General features: G+C 73.2%; 11 protein-coding genes. 6 read left to right on the plus strand and 5 right to left on the minus strand.

Annotated elements, in window-relative coordinates; genetic code table 11:
* Positions 1–22 precede the first annotated feature (22 nt).
* Positions 23–187: a hypothetical protein gene (locus ACIBPC_RS22395; protein WP_398846981.1), complete on the minus strand. Its 165-nt coding sequence runs from the start codon at positions 185–187 to the stop codon at positions 23–25.
* A 1,238-nt stretch (positions 188–1,425) separates the two neighbouring features.
* Here ACIBPC_RS22395 and ACIBPC_RS22400 point away from each other — a divergent pair.
* A complete protein-coding gene (locus tag ACIBPC_RS22400) occupies positions 1,426–2,811 on the plus strand; it encodes a glycoside hydrolase family 6 protein (RefSeq protein ID WP_398846985.1) in 1,386 nt (461 codons plus the stop codon).
* A gap of 856 nt (positions 2,812–3,667) precedes the next feature.
* Here ACIBPC_RS22400 and ACIBPC_RS22405 read toward each other — a convergent pair.
* Both ACIBPC_RS22405 and ACIBPC_RS22410 read right to left on the minus strand, forming a co-directional pair.
* Positions 3,668–4,249, minus strand: coding sequence for a TMEM165/GDT1 family protein (locus ACIBPC_RS22405; RefSeq protein ID WP_362961734.1), 582 nt, complete (start codon positions 4,247–4,249; stop codon positions 3,668–3,670).
* A gap of 1,464 nt (positions 4,250–5,713) precedes the next feature.
* Positions 5,714–6,751 (minus strand): LacI family DNA-binding transcriptional regulator, encoded by a 1,038-nt coding sequence (locus ACIBPC_RS22410; RefSeq protein WP_362961736.1) that lies wholly within the window; start codon positions 6,749–6,751, stop codon positions 5,714–5,716.
* 292 nt (positions 6,752–7,043) lie between these two features.
* Here ACIBPC_RS22410 and ACIBPC_RS22415 point away from each other — a divergent pair, with 292 nt between their 5' ends.
* From ACIBPC_RS22415 to ACIBPC_RS22430, 4 genes are read left to right on the plus strand one after another with little or no spacing between them, the layout of a single operon-like run.
* Positions 7,044–8,333, plus strand: a complete 1,290-nt coding sequence (locus tag ACIBPC_RS22415; RefSeq protein ID WP_398846987.1) for an extracellular solute-binding protein — start codon at positions 7,044–7,046, stop codon at positions 8,331–8,333.
* Between the two features lie 22 nt (positions 8,334–8,355).
* Positions 8,356–9,396 carry a sugar ABC transporter permease gene (locus tag ACIBPC_RS22420; RefSeq protein ID WP_362961740.1) on the plus strand — a complete coding sequence of 347 codons (1,041 nt, stop codon included), beginning with the start codon at positions 8,356–8,358 and terminating at the stop codon, positions 9,394–9,396.
* Positions 9,396–10,316, plus strand: coding sequence for a carbohydrate ABC transporter permease (locus tag ACIBPC_RS22425; RefSeq protein ID WP_398846990.1), 921 nt, complete (start codon positions 9,396–9,398; stop codon positions 10,314–10,316). Before ACIBPC_RS22420 ends, ACIBPC_RS22425 begins: the two co-directional genes overlap by 1 nt.
* A gap of 57 nt (positions 10,317–10,373) precedes the next feature.
* Positions 10,374–11,792, plus strand: coding sequence for a GH1 family beta-glucosidase (locus tag ACIBPC_RS22430; protein ID WP_362961744.1), 1,419 nt, complete (start codon positions 10,374–10,376; stop codon positions 11,790–11,792).
* A gap of 390 nt (positions 11,793–12,182) precedes the next feature.
* Here ACIBPC_RS22430 and ACIBPC_RS22435 read toward each other — a convergent pair whose 3' ends face one another.
* Positions 12,183–13,040: a fused MFS/spermidine synthase gene (locus tag ACIBPC_RS22435; RefSeq protein WP_362961746.1), complete on the minus strand. Its 858-nt coding sequence runs from the start codon at positions 13,038–13,040 to the stop codon at positions 12,183–12,185.
* Between the two features lie 110 nt (positions 13,041–13,150).
* The gene (locus tag ACIBPC_RS22440; protein ID WP_362961748.1) at positions 13,151–13,513 is read right to left on the minus strand and encodes a hypothetical protein; all 363 of its coding nucleotides are present in this window, start codon (positions 13,511–13,513) and stop codon (positions 13,151–13,153) included.
* 173 nt (positions 13,514–13,686) lie between these two features.
* On the opposite strand from ACIBPC_RS22440, the gene ACIBPC_RS22445 reads away from it, so the two are divergent.
* Entirely contained in the window at positions 13,687–15,186 is a 1,500-nt protein-coding gene (locus ACIBPC_RS22445; protein WP_398846993.1) for a hypothetical protein, read from the plus strand.
* Positions 15,187–15,392: the final 206 nt, after the last annotated feature.

Genomic DNA, 15,392 nt, shown 5'->3' on the forward strand with positions numbered 1-15,392 from the left:
CGGTCAGTGTAATGAGGGCTGGTCAGGCGCTCTGACCGGCCGTGATGCCGCGCAGCACGGGGCAATACTGCGGCAATACGGCGTTCGCCTCCGGGGGCGCGGAGTGCTGGCGGAGCACGGCCGACGGCGCCTGTGAAGGAATGATGAATTCCTTGCTGCGCGGCGCGGCGCGGGCATCGTTCGGCACCGCCGGGGCCCTGGGGCCCGTCTCCTCAAGGCCGCCCTGCTCGCGGCTCTCCCCGGCCCGGTGGCCTGGGGGCGCATCCGGGCAGGGGCACTCCGGCGTGCGATCCGGCGTCTCGTGATCGCGCACACCCGGGGAAGCCGCGGGCGGCCGGACGTCCTCTTCGGAGACGGGCCCCGGGACGGTGCCCGCGCCTCCCCGCCGAACCGGGAGGTGCGGACGGCCGGGGAACGGGAGCCGCCCGTTCCCCGGCCAGGCCCGGCGCCGGTCGCGCGCCCCGCGTGGCGTGGCGCCGGGCCCGCGCGGGTCAGGGCGCGGGCGGATGTCCGGGTGTGTGTGGTGTGGCCCGCGTACGGCCGCGGGCATGGCGGGAAATTCCCATTCCGCCTCCTCGGATGTCGTGGGGGTGAGGAGGTGCACGCGCGTGGGGCGGGTGCACGGAAACCAGTGGGAGCGCTCCCAAGCCTCGGGGACGGCCGCGCCGCAGTCAACCCCCCGTGCGGAAAAGGCGATCGGCGGAAGGCCCCGCCCTCGATCCGGCCGCGCCCGTCCGCGTCGCCACCGGCACGAATCGCGGACGCGACAAGGCCCTTTCCGCCCGCCTCGTTACCCCCGGCCGGGCGACACCTCACCCGAGCCGGCCGCGTACCCCTGGCCCCGGCTTCCCGCAGGTCACGCGCGTCGCCGCCCTCCGCGTGAGCACGGGGCGGCGCTTTCCCGGCCGCCTACGCGGAGGAGGGCCGCGCCCGCACGGGCACCTCACCGCCCCGCCGCGCCCGGCGGCATCAATTCGTCCCGCCCCCTTGGCGGGAGCGGGTCGGGTGGCATACGGTCCCGTGCAACCAGTGGGAGCGGTCCCAAGCTGTCAGGCGCCGCTGGCGGCGCGCCGGACGACCGGAGCCGTTCCGCATGACACACCCCCACATCCCCCCACACATCCCCCACCCCTCCCGCGTCCTCGCGGCCGCCCCGCCCGGGGCCGGCCAGGACGAGCCGCCCTGTGGCCCCACCAGGAGCGCGCCGCATCCGTGCGCCGCGCGGTCCGGCCGCGCGCGGGAACGGCAGGGGGCCGAGGGCGATGCCCGGCGACGGTCGCGCGACTCCGGCGCACCGCACGGCGCCACGACGGCACGGGAGTCCGGCGTCCGCCGGCGCTCCCTCCCCCTTCCGAACACGGCGGCGCACCCGGCGCCCGCACGCGGGGCGCCCGCGCCGCCGCAACCTCTGGAGGAACATCAGCAATGAGCCGCATCCGACCCCCACACCGCCGCGCGCGGCGCGCGGCACTCGCGGCCGGCGTCCTGGCCGGCGCGCTCGCCGTCGGCGCGGGCCCGCTCGGGCCCGCCTCGGCGGCCGACGCGCCCGGCACCCTCGCGCGCGTCGACAACCCCTACGAGGGCGCCCAGGTCTACGTCAACCCCGACTGGTCCGCCCGCGCGGCGGCCGAGCCCGGCGGCGCGGCGGTGGCCGACGAGCCCACCGCCGTCTGGCTGGACCGCATCGCGGCCATCGAGGGCACCGGCGGGGCCATGGGCCTGCGGGAGCACCTCGACACGGCGCTGGAGCAGGCGGGCGGCGAGCCCATCGTGTTCCAGGTCGTGGTGTACGACCTGCCGGGCCGCGACTGCGCGGCGCTGGCGTCCAACGGCGAGCTGGGCCCGGACGAGATCGACCGGTACCGGGACGAGTTCATCGACCCGATCGCGTCGATCCTGCAGGACTACGAGCAGTACGAGAACCTGCGCGTCGCCACGATCGTCGAGATCGACTCGCTGCCCAACCTGGTGACGAACGTCTCGGGCGAGACCGCGACCGCCAACTGCCAGGAGATGCTGGCGAACGGCAACTACGTCACCGGCGTCTCGTACGCGCTCGCGCAGCTCGGCGCCATCGAGAACGTGTACAACTACGTCGACGCCGGGCACTTCGGCTGGCTCGGCTGGGACAGCAACTTCGGGCCGTCCGCCGCCCTGTTCCACCAGACCGCGACGTCGAACGGCGCGTCGGTCGACGACGTGGCCGGGTTCATCGTGAACACGGCGAACTACGGGCCGACCGTCGAGCCGTACTACAGCATCGACGACACGGTGAACGGCACCCCGGTCCGCCAGTCGGAGTGGGTGGACTGGAACCAGTACAACGACAACCAGTCGTTCGCGCTGGGCTTCCGCGAGGAGCTGGTGAGCCGGGGCTTCGACCCCGGGATCGGGATGCTGATCGACACCTCGCGCAACGGCTGGGGCGGTCCCGACCGTCCCACCGGGCCCGGGCCGATGACGGACGTGAACGCGTACGTCGAGGCGAGCAGGACGGACGGCCGCATCCACACCGGCAACTGGTGCAACCAGTCCGGTGCCGGGCTGGGCGAGCGGCCGACGGCGGCTCCCGTGCCGGGGATCGACGCCTATGCGTGGGTCAAGCCGCCGGGTGAGTCGGACGGCGCGAGCGAGGAGATCCCGAACGACGAGGGCAAGGGCTTCGACGAGATGTGCGACCCGGCGTACCAGGGGAACGCGCGGAACGGGCACAACCCGTCCGGTGCCCTGCCGGACGCGCCGCTCTCGGGCGACTGGTTCTCGGCGCAGTTCCAGGAGCTGCTGGCCAACGCGTACCCGCCCGTGAGCTGAACCGCCCACCCCGGACAGCGCGGCCATGAGCCAGGCCGCCACCCCCGGCGCCCGCCAGGCGCCGGGGGTGGCGCTGCGTCACACGAAAGAGGAAGTTGACTACTCTCCGTATCGGTAACTACTCTTCGTACATGCTCGATACGGCGCACCCCACATCTCACGACACCGCACGACGCACACCCCGACCGTCCTTGCCGGACACGGCACCTGACCGCCTGCGACCACCTCCACCACACGGCCACGGTCCTCCCCTGACGCCTGCCTTCCCACACCGACGATGCCGCGGCCACCCCTGGCACCGCGCGAGCGCCGGGGTCAGAACGACACCGCCACGGCCCCCGGGCGGACCGCCCGCGACGCGCAGGCTCCACGACGGGCATGGCCCCCGCTCCACAGCGGTACCGGGCCACCCGCGACTGCCAGCGTCACACGGTCACGAGCCGCCCCCGACGCCTGCCTCTCCGCACCAACGATGTCGCGGCCACCCTGAGTGTCCCCGGGCCTCGGCGCGAGCTGGAGGCACCCTGGCACCGGGCGAGCGCCGGAGTCAGGACGGGACCAAGGTGGACGACGCGGCCAAGGCCCCCGGTGGACCGCCCGCGACGCTCAGGCTCCACGACCGGCAGAACGTTCGCTTTCCCCGACCGGCCACAGGGCCCCATGGGCAGCGCGCGGTGAGCCGGACGTGGCGGAGGCCGTCCCGGGAAAGCCCTCCCCCGCACCGGCCGCGACAACGTGCCGCGTCCGTCCGGAGAGGGAACGCTTCCGACTCGGCCGTCCCGCAGTGCCGGACCGGCCCCGGGCCACCCATGCCGACCCCGCGAATCGCACCGCGACCGGGTGGCCCCGGGGCTCGTCAGACGAAGATCTCGACGGCCGTCCAGATGGCCAGTCCGAGCATGCACAGCCCGCCGACGCGCTGGACGATCCGCAGCGGCACCCGCTTGGCGATGAACTGCCCGGCGAGCAGCGCCAGGGCCGAGACGCTCATGAGGGCGATGGCCGAACCGATGGCGGTGGACAGGGCGCCGTTGGTCGCGGCGAGGTTGGCCGTCGTGATCTGCGTGAGGTCGCCCCACTCGCTGATGAACACGGCCATGAACGCGGTGGACCAGACAGGCCAGAAACCGGTGACCGTGCGCGCCGGACCCTCGTCCTCGTCGTCGTCACCGCCTCCGCGCAGGAGGAGGAAGGCGCCGAAGGCGAACAGGAGGGCCGACACCAGCTTGACCGACCAGTCCGGCAGCAGCCCGAGCAGCCCACCGGCCGCGACGGCGATCGTGACATGCACGATGAACGCGGAGGAGGTGCCGAACCAGACGTAGAGCGGGCGCATCCGGGTGCCCATGGCCAGGGACGCGAACATCGTCTTGTCCGGCAGTTCGGCCAGGAAGATCAGGCCGAAGGCCGTGACGATCGCGACAAGGTCGAGTGACATGGGGACGAGGCTCTCTGTGCGGGCCGGACCTGCGGCACCGCGCATCTCGACCGGAGATGTGGGAGGACCACTCGGCCCGGCACGATGGATCGCCGCTCCCCGGACAAGGGGAAACGACGTGTCATGCCGAAGCCGAAGGTCTCGTCCGCCACCGCGTGACCGCGCTGGCCCGGCGACCGGGTCCCCTGGAGGACCGGTATGTCGACCGCCGGCGATGCGGGACTACTCCCCTTCGCTGCGGCCACAGTACCCGCCACGGCCACCCGGGGAAAAGCGCGGTCGGCCACCGGCGGTCGGCACGGTCACCCCGACCCACGTCCGGACAACCCGTACGGCACGACGATGTCCGGCCCGGCATGTCCCGGTTCCAGCCGGCTTCCGGCCAGACGGGACGAGGCACCGAGCACGACAGGACACGTGACGCACATCACGCAGCCACCCCACCACGACCATGCGCCATCCACCCCCTCGGCGGGCCAGCCGTACGCGGCAGCCCGACCCGTGGAAACCACCAGGCGCCCACCGCGTCTCCTCGGGTCGCGTTGCAGTGCGCACACCGACGCACCGCCAGGGCGCCCCGATGTCGACAAGGCGATTCCGCAAACGGGCACGCCCCAGCGCCACCGAAGCACACGGAAGACCTCGCACACCCTCAAGCGGTCACAGCCACCGGCCGACTCTGAGGCACACCATTCAAGCCACCAGCAGCACAGCGCGGAGACGAAGTGCACAGAACACCCGCCCCACCGCCCACGGGCACCCCCGCAATCCCACCCACCACCACAGCGGCCACCCCACCGCGACATGTGGCCAAGGCTCACCGGAACCACACCGCGCACGAGCCATGCCGCCCGGGAGCTGGCACAACCCGCAGCTCAGCCCGCCCCCTGACACGAGCGGTCACGCACACCCACCCACCACCGGCTCGCAGTCCGGCGTGACGCGCACGGCCCAGGCGGCACGGGCAAAGCGCACACCGCCGGGAGCGGCAGTCCATCCGAACCGACGTGACGTTCGCCACCGGACCGCCGACACAGCACCCGACACGAGCGATTTCGGAGGCGGAAAATCCATCTCTGTCTCACGACCCAGCAGCCGCGCCGCGCGGCTCACCGGAACCGCGCCGCGCACGCGTCACGGCGCCCGAAAGCCAGGCCGCACAGAAGATCCCGCACGCGCCGAAGCAACACCGGGCCGGAACTGCAGTGACACACCAACCGGGCCGCCGACACGGCGCGATCAGGCCGCCCCGGAACACACCAGCGTCCACCATCGGCTCGCAGTCCGGCGTGACGCGCGTCAACCGGGCCAGGGCGCCCTCCGGGGCCATGAGCCAGCGCGGCTCGCGGACTCGGCGTCGCGCCCCGGGGGCTCCGGTGGCGGGACGCCTTCCCCGGGCCCGGCGGCCCGGGAGGGAGGTCGGCGTCCCGCCGGGCCGGAGGGCGGCCCGGGGCGCGGAACCGGTCAGGATGACGCGCGTCGCACCAGCTCCGTCGGCAGGACCAGATGCGGTCCCTCCGGCTCGTGGTCGTGGATCTGCTGGAGCAGCGCGCGGGTCATGGCGCGGCCCATGCCCTCCATCGGCTGCCGCACGCTGGTGAGCGGCGGGTCCATGTGCCGGGCGAGCGACGAGTCGTCGAAGCCGACGAGCGCCACGTCGCCCGGTACCGTCCGGCCCAGTTCGCGCAGCGCGCGGCGGGCGCCGATGGCCATCGGGTCCGACGCGCAGAACACCCCGTCGAGGTTGGGCCGCCTGCGCAGCAGCTCCCGCATGGCCGCGTGCCCGCTCTCCTCGGTGAAGTCGCCCATGGCGATCAGCTCGTCGTCCGGCCGCTTCCCGGCGGCGCGCATCGCCTCGCGGTAGCCCTCCAGACGGCAGCGGGCCGCGTACATGTCGGACGGGCCGGTGATCGTCGCGACGGTGGTGCGGCCCCGGCCGAGCAGGTGCTCGACGGCGAGCTGGGCGCCGCCCTCGTTGTCGCAGTCCACGTGCGGCACCGGCTCGTCGGCGGACCTGCGGCCCGTCATCACCACCGGCAGGCCCATCTCGGCCAGTTGGTCCGGCAACGGGTCGTCGCCGTGGACGGAGACCAGGAGGACGCCGTCCACCCGGTTGCTGGCCGCGTACTGGGCGAAGCGCGCGCGTTCGCGCGGCGCCCTGATCAGGGTCAGCAGGAGCTGGATGTCGGTGTCCGCCAGCTCGGCGCTGACCCCGCGGATGATCCCGGAGAAGAACGGCTCGGCGAACACGCGCGCCTCGACCTCGGGGACGACCAGGGCGATCGCGTTCGACCGGTTCGCGGCGAGCGCACGCGCCGCCTGGTGCGGCACGTACCCCAGGTCCGCGATCGCCGCCTCCACGGCGGCACGGGTGCGGTCGCTCACCCGCGGAGACCCGTTGATCACCCGGGACACGGTGCCACGCCCCACGCCCGCGCGGGCCGCGACCTGCTCCAGGGTAGGTCTCCCATCGCGGCCCATGCCGCGTCTTGCCACTGCCATCGCAACCTCCCGTTTGCGCGCCAGGCTCCAACTACATCACGGAATACGAGACGTGGGGCCCAACGGCTTGACACTCACGAGGGCCTCGGGAACCCTTCAACCCAGCAAGATTGGGAGCGCTCCCACGCCATAGGAACCCTACCGAACCCGTACGTTCCGAACCCAGGACCTTTCCCCCCACACCTCGTTACACCCGCTGGGAAGGCAACGTCAGTGTGCGCCAGGAGGACGAGCCGTCATGCGCAGTAAAGTCCGTTCCACCCACCGGCCTTCACGCCGGACGTCCAGAGCCGTGGCTCTGGGCCTCACCGCAACCCTCGCCACCGGTCTGCTGGCCGCCTGTTCCAGCGACGACGACGGGGGTGACGACGACGCCAGTGGTGGCGGCGACCAGATCACCCTGCGCGTCGGTGTGTTCGGCCAGTTCGGCTACGAGGAGTCGGGGCTGTACGACGAGTACATGGAGCTTCACCCCGAGATCACCATCGAGCAGGACTCGATCACCGAGAACGGCGACTACATCGCCCAGCTCCGCACCCGCCTCGCCCAGAACAGCGGGCTCTCCGACATCCAGGCCATCGAGGTCGGCAACATCGCCGAGATGACCAGCGAACTCTCCGACGCCTGGGTGGACTTCGGCGAGTACTCGGACGTCGACACCAGCCACTTCGCGCCCTGGAAGATCGACCAGGCCACCGACCAGGACGGCCGGATCATCGGCCTCGGCACCGACATCGGCCCGACCGGCATCTGCTACCGGACGGACTACTTCGAGCAGGCCGGGCTGCCCACCGACCGCGAAGAGGTCAGCGCCCTGTTCGCCGACGGCTGGGACGCCTACCTCGCGGCCGGCGAGGAGTTCACCGCGAGCGGCCCGGACGACGTGGCCTGGATGGACTCGGCCGGCGGCATGTTCAACGCGGTCGTGTCCGGCTTCGAGGAGCGGTACTACAACGACGCGGGCGACATCGTCTACCAGGACAGTGACGCCGTCAGCACGGCCTGGGACACGGCGGTCGAGGCCTCGGAGGCCGGACTGACCGACTCCCAGCAGCAGTTCACGGAGGAGTGGGACCGGGCGTTCGCCAACGGCGCGTTCGCCACCGTCGCGTCCTGCCCCGCGTGGATGCTCGGCTACATCCAGGAGAAGGCGGGTGACGCGGGCCAGGGCCTGTGGGACGTCGCCGCCTCCCCCACCCCGTCGAACTGGGGCGGCGCCTTCATCGGCGTGCCCGAGGCGGGCGAGCACCACGAGGAGGCCGTCGCGCTGGCCGCCTGGCTGACCGCGCCGGAGCAGCAGGCCAAGGTCTTCACCGAGCGGGGCAGCTTCCCCAGCTCCACCGAGGCCCAGCAGAGCCCCGAAGTGCAGAACGCCACGCACCCCTACTTCAACGACGCCCCGATCGGCCAGATCTTCAGTGCTGCCGCGGCGCAGATCCCGTCGAGCCCGATCGGCCCGTACGAGCAGGTGATCCAGGAAGGCATCACCGACGGCCTGCTCCTCGTGGACCAGCAGGGTGAATCGCCGGACAGCGCCTGGGACAACGTCGTCAGCAGCCTGGACAACGCACTCGCGGAATGACCCGGGACAGGTGGACAACCACATGACGACCGATCACGCGAAGGCCGCGCCCCCCGCACCGTCGGGGGGCGCGGCCCCGCGCCCGAAGCCCGCGCGCCAGCGGACGCCCTCCCCAGGCGACGACGCCAAGGAGGCCCGCAGGACGGCGCGCCGTTCCCGCCGCTACCGGTGGGACCTCAAGTACAGCCCGTACGCGTTCATCTCGCCGTTCTTCCTGTTCTTCGCCGCGTTCGGCCTCTTCCCGCTGCTCTACACGGGCTGGGCCTCGCTGCACCAGGTGTCGCTGAGCCACCCGAACGACATGGAGTGGGTCGGCTTCGACAACTTCACGCGGCTGTGGAACGACGAGTTCTTCTGGGACGCGCTGACGAACACGTTCACCATCGGCGTGCTCTCGACCGTCCCGCAGCTCGCGATGGCGCTCGGCCTCGCGCACCTGCTCAACTACCGGATGCGGGGCAGCATGCTGTTCCGCGTCGCGATGCTCACGCCGTACGCCACCTCGGTGGCGGCCGCCGCCATGGTCTTCTCGATGCTCTACGGGCGGGACTACGGCGCGATCAACTGGGCGCTCGGCCTGGTCGGCGTGGACAACATCGACTGGCAGTCCGGCCAGTGGTCCTCCCAGTTCGCGGTGTCCACCATCGTGATCTGGCGCTGGACCGGCTACAACACGCTGATCTACCTGGCCGCGATGCAGGCCATCCCGAACGACCTGTACGAGTCCGCGTCGCTGGACGGCGCGTCGCGCTGGCAGCAGTTCCGGCACGTCACGCTGCCGTCCCTGCGGCCGACGATCGTGTTCACCATCGTCGTGTCCACCATCGGCGCGACCCAGCTGTTCGGCGAGCCGATGCTCTTCGGCGGCGGCGACGCGAACGGCGGGGCGGGCGGCCAGTACCAGACGCTGGGCCTGTACCTGTACGAGATGGGCTGGTTCAACCGGCATCTGGGCCGCGCATCGGCCATCGCCTGGACGATGTTCCTGCTGCTGATCGTCATCGGGCTCATCTACTGGGCGGTCTCCCGCTGGGTGAGCCGCAGCAGCGGCGAGGAGGACTGATGGCGACCACCACCGAGACCCTGCGGACGGCCGGCGCGCCCGGCCAGGCGGCGGTCCCGCCCGACGGCGGCCGGAAGCGGCGGCGCGCGTCCCGGGCGGGGCGGCAGCTGCACGCGGGCTGGCTGACCTATCTGATCCTCGGCGTCTTCACGATCGGCTCGCTCTACCCGCTGGTCTGGCAGATGTTCGCCGCCTCGCACACGACGGCGCGGCTGGCCGAGACGACACCGCCGTTCTGGTTCGGCGACCGGCTGTTCGACAACCTCGGCAGTGCCTGGGACGACGCCAACATGAGCCGGGCCGTCATCAACACGGTCTTCGTCGCCGGGACGGTGACGCTGTCCACGGTCCTCTTCGCCACCCTGGCCGGCTTCGCCTTCGCCAAGCTCCGCTTCCGGGCGAAGAACCTGCTGATGATGATGGTCATCGGCACGATGATGGTGCCGCCGCAGCTGACGGTCGTCCCCATGTTCATGGCCATCGCGAACCTGGAGTGGACCGACCACCTCCAGGCGGTCATCCTGCCGATGATGGTGAGCGCGTTCGGCGTGTTCTTCATGCGGCAGTATCTGGCGCAGGCCCTGCCGAGCGAACTGATCGAGGCGGCACGCGTGGACGGTGCCAACAGCCTGCGGATCGTATGGCACGTCGTCTTCCCCGCGGCGCGGCCGGCGATGGCCGTGCTGGGCATGCTGACCTTCGTCATGGCGTGGAACGAGTTCTTCTGGCCGATCATCGCGCTCACCCAGCAGAACCCGACGGTGCAGGTCGCGCTCACCAACCTGGGCCGCGGCTATGTGCAGGACCAGGGTGTGATCATGGCCGGTGCGCTGATCGCGACGCTGCCCCTGCTCATCGCCTTCGTCATCTTCGGCAGGCAGATCGTCGGCGGCATCATGAACGGAGCGCTCAAAGGCTGAGCACCCCGCCCCGCCCTGTTCGATACCCTTGACACGAGCAAGATTGGGAGCGCTTCCATGACTGAAGAACAACCTCGTGCCTTCCCCGAGGGCTTCCTCTGGGGATCGGCCACCGCCGCGTACCAGATCGAGGGAGCAGCGGCCGAGGACGGCCGCACACCGTCCATCTGGGACACCTTCTGCCGCACGCCGGGGAAGGTGCACGAAGGGCACACGGGCGACGTCGCCTGCGACCATTACCACCGGTGGCAGGGCGACCTCGACCTGATGGCCGGGCTCGGCCTGGGCGCCTACCGCTTCTCGGTCTCCTGGTCCCGCGTCCAGCCCACCGGGCGCGGCCCGGCGGTCCAGCGGGGTCTGGACTTCTACCGGTCGCTCGCCGACGGCCTGCTCGAACGGGGCATCACGCCCTCCCTCACCCTCTACCACTGGGACCTTCCCCAGGAGTTGGAGGACGCGGGCGGCTGGCCGGTACGGGAGACGGCGGAGCGGTTCGCGGAGTACGCGGTCATGGTCGCCGAGGCACTGGGCGACCGGGTGCCGCTGTGGACCACGCTCAACGAGCCGTTCTGCAGCGCGTTCCTCGGCTACGGCTCGGGCGTGCACGCGCCCGGCCGTACCGAGCCCGAGTCGGTCCTCAAGGCCGCGCACCACCTGAACCTGGCGCACGGTCTCGCCGTCCAGGCGCTCCGCTCGGCCCTGCCGGGCGACCGGCAGATCGGCATCACGTTCAACCCCGGTGTCGTGCGCCCCTCGACGGAGTCGGAGGCGGACCGGGACGCCGCGCGGCGCATCGACGCGCTCCAGACCCGGATCTTCTCCGACCCGGTGCTGCACGGCGCCTACCCGGCCGACCTGCGCGCGGACACCGCCGGTGTCAGCGACTGGTCGTTCGTGCGGGACGGGGACGAGGCGGCCATCCACCAGCCGCTGGACTTCCTCGGGCTCAACTACTACAACCCGCTGCTGGCGTCGGCGGCCACGCCGGGCGACAGCTCCCTGCGCAACGACGGGCACGGCTCCTCCGACCACTCGCCGTGGGTCGGCTCGGAGAGCGTCGAGTTCCACGCCCTCCCGGGCGAGCGCACGGACATGGGCTGGCCCATCGACCCGACCGGGCTGACGGACCTCCTGGTCCGCTTCTCCCGCGAGGTGCCCGACCTGCCGCTGTACGTCACGGAGAACGGCGCGGCGTTCGACGACAAGCCCGACGCCTCCGGCTCGGTGCACGACCCGGACCGGATCGCGTATCTGCGCGGGCACCTCGGCGCCGTCCTGGACGCCCGCGAGCAGGGCGCCGACGTGCGGGGCTACTACGTGTGGTCCCTGCTCGACAACTTCGAGTGGGCCTACGGTTACAGCAAGCGCTTCGGCGTGGTGCACGTCGACTTCGAGACGCTGCGGCGCACCCCGAAGGCGAGTGCCCTCTGGTACGCGGACCTGGTCCGCACGGGCGAACTCCCCGGTCTGGACTGACCGGCGGCGTCCCGTACGCCACCCCCGGCTCCCCCCGCCCCTCCCGGAAACCTCCCCGGCCGTCCGCGGCCCGGGGAGGGGGGCGGGGGGATCACCGTTTCCGGGCCAGTGCCGCCGCGGACGGCGCGGCATGCGGGCAGAACGTCCCCGACCGCGCGGCGCGGGCGGCCATCTCGGGGAGCAGGCGGGCGAGACACCCGGCCGGTGGAGCAGGTGGAGCAGGTGGAGAAGAGCGAGCAGACCGACGGCCACGAGGGACCGCACGGTGCGACGGCGGGCTCCCCCCGCCCCGTCCGCACCCGGCGGGCCGCCTCCGCCGCGCTCACCCGTTGTCACCATCGCCATCTTCATATCACTCACTGTGACATGCCCCACTGACAATCCCGCCCGTCAGGCGAACGAACCCTCCGGGGGCGGGGGCGACGCCGAGGCCGTCGCGTCCGTCACGGCCTCGGCCCCGCCCGTGAAGTCCCGCAGTTCGGCGCCCGCGAGCACCCGGGCCGTGAACGGGTCGCCCGCGCACCGCCGCACCAGTTCCGGCAGCGGCAGCTCCCCGTCGGCGGCGAGCAGCACCCCGTTCCCGAAGCGCTTCCCGCGCAGCACCGCGGGCTCGGCCATCAGGCAGACGTGCGCGAAGCGGGCCGCCACCGTCGCCGCCTGCCGCCGCAGATGGGCGAGCGGCGGGCCGTCCGTCACGTTGACGGCGTACCAGCCGCCCGGCGCGAGCACGCGCCTGACCTCGTCGAGGAACTCCACGCTGGTGCAGTGCGCCGGTGTCCGCGCGTCGCTGAAGACGTCGGTGATCACCAGCCCGGCCCAGCCGTCCGGCAGCTTCCGCAGCATCTCCCGCGCGTCCACCGCGCGGACCCTGACGCGCGCCCCGTCCGGCAGGGGCAGTTCGCGGCGCACCAGTTCGGTCAGCCGCACGTCCGGCTCGGCGACCTGCTGGACCGACCTCGGCCGCGTCACCGCCACGTAGCGGGCGAGCGTGAGGGCGCCGCCGCCGAGGTGCGCCACGGCGAGCGGCCGTCCCGGCGGCGCGGCCAGGTCGGCGACGTGCCCGAGCCGCCGCTGGTACTCGAAGACGAGGCGGGTCGGCGCGTCCAGGTCCACGTGGGACTGCGGGGCGCCGTCGAGCAGCAGCTCCCACGCGCGCGGCCGGTCGGGGTCGGGCACGAGCCGCGCCAGCCCACCGCCGACGGGCTCGCTCAGCGTCTCGCGGCCGCCCGCGCGGCGTCCGCGCCTCACCGTGCGCTCCGGCGCGGATCCTCACATGTCCTGGTCGTCACACACACCAGTGTGACGACCCGCCGGGGCGCCGCGCGCCGGGACCGGCGGAGACGGGCACGCGGCCCGTGTCACTGGCAGCGGTCGACGACCCGCAGCATCGTGACGGCCTCGCTCAGCGCGGCCCGCAGCCGGTGCGGCTCGGTCGCCTCCCGCCCGGCCCCGTCCGGCGGCACCAGCCAGCCGCTGCCCGTCACCGGCGGCACCTCGCTGCCGCACCGCGCGGCCGTGTACGTCTGAGTGCACGCGCTGCCCGGCAGGTCCCAGCGCTCCGCCGTGCCCGGCGGCACGAGGAAGCCGAGGGTGTCGCCGTCCCTGTCGTGCAGGACGGGCCCCACTCCGTGCCGGATGCGCAGGATGTCAGCGGCCTCCAGCCCTTCCCTGGCCGGGACGGTGACCAGATCACAGGGCGGCGTTTCGCCGGTGTCCGCCATGGTGTGCCTCCTCCGAAGCTCTCGGTCCGCATGTTCAACGCGCGACCTTGTCAACGGCTACGGGCCGATACCGCCGGAAAGGCTGGCAGTTCATGGCGGATCGCGGGCGACTCGCGGAGATCTGCCCGGAATCGGCCGATACGGCGGCGCCCGCGCCCGATACGGTCCGCACCATGGCGACGTCACCATACGCGTCCCGGACGAACGGCCCCAACCGGGTGTTCCGGGAGCTGCGGGGGCCGCTGTCCCCCGGCGAGTTCGCCGCGAGGGTACGGCGCGCGGCGCGTGAGATCGGCGAACGGGTCAGCTGCGACGCCCGCTACATCGGGCGGGTCGAAGCGGGCGAGATCCGGTGCCCTAACTACGCCTACGAACGGGTATTCCTTCATATGTTCCCCGGCCGTTCGCTGACCGACCTGGGGTTCGAACCCCGGCAGGCGGTGCGCGGACGCCGACCGGGGCCCGTTCCCCCCACTCCCCCCGCTCCCCCCACCCCGACGGCGACATCCGTCCACGAGGCCGCGCGCCCGGCCCCCCACCGGGAGCCGCACCCCGGCGCCCCGCCGGACCACGTCCTGGCGGACCGCACCGACGACTTCGACGACTCCGATGACCTCGACGACCCGGAGGAGGGCGACGTGCTGCGTCGCGTGTTCATGACCGGTGGTCCCGCCGCCGTCGCGTCCCTGACCGCCCTGGGGACGCTCCCGGCTGCGGCCGCCGCACCCACCGCGCGCCCCGGCCGCACCGAGGCGGCGGCGCTGACGGCCGCCGTACGGGACATCCGCCTGCTGGACGACCGGCACGGCGCCGACGCGCTCTACCGGCCCGCGGGCGCGGCCCTGCGCACCGCGCACCAGATGCTCGACGCGGGCGCGCGCCGCACGCGCGTCAACGAGGAACTGCACTCCGCCGCGGGCGAGCTGGCCATCTCCGTCGGCTGGCTCGCGCACGACTCGGGGCGCCTCGCCGACGCGCGCTCGCACTACGCCGAGGCGCTGGCCACCGCCCGCGTGAGCGGCGACGCCGCGCTGGAGGCGCACGCCTTCTGCAACGCCGCCTACCTCGCCCTCGACGCGGGCCGCCCCCGGGAGGCCGTGCGCGCGGCGCAGGCGGGGCAGCAGGCGGCGCGGCACCTCGGCAGGCCGCTGCTGCGCTCGCTGCTGGCGCTGCGCGAGGCCGGGGCATGGGCGGCGCTGGGCGACCGGGGCGGCTGCGAACAGGCGCTCGCGCAGGCGCGCACGGCGTACGAGCAGGCGCCCGCGGGGCCGGGGGGCGGCGAGGGCGCGGCGAGCGCCGCGCCCGAGTGGATGAGCTTCTTCAACGCGGCGGAGGCGGCGAGCCTGGAGGCGGGCTGCTGGGCGGCGCTCGGCGACCGCGGGCGGGCCGCCGCCGGTTCGCGGCGCGCGGTGGACGCCGCGCTGCGCGAACCGCATTTCACCCGCAACATCGCGCTCTACTCCGCCGAGCTGGCCGAGCGCCTCGCCGCCGACAGCCGGCCGGAGGAGGCGGCGGTCCACGGCGGGCGCGCCCTCGACCTGCTGGCGCAGGTGCGGTCCGCGCGCGTCGTGTCGCTGCTGTCCGCCACGGCGGCCAGGCTGCGGCCCGCACGCCGCGACCGGCTGGTGTCGTCCTTCCTCGACCGGCACGCGACGCTTCCGGCGGCCGCCTGACCGGACGGCGCACGCGACCTGCGGCGGGGCGCGCGTACGGGCGTGCGGGCGGGAGGCCCGTACGCGCGCTCCCGGGCTCCCCCCGGGCGCCGGTCCGCGCGCCGCCCCGCATAGGAGGGGCGGGAGCGGGAAGCCGCAGAGGGCACGGGCCCCGGGCCGTTCGCGCCGGGCCCAGGAGGTGACGCGTACGCCATCCCCACGCCCCC

Source organism: Streptomyces sp. NPDC049879, from assembly GCF_044461265.1.
Taxonomy (GTDB): Bacteria; Actinomycetota; Actinomycetes; order Streptomycetales; family Streptomycetaceae; genus Streptomyces.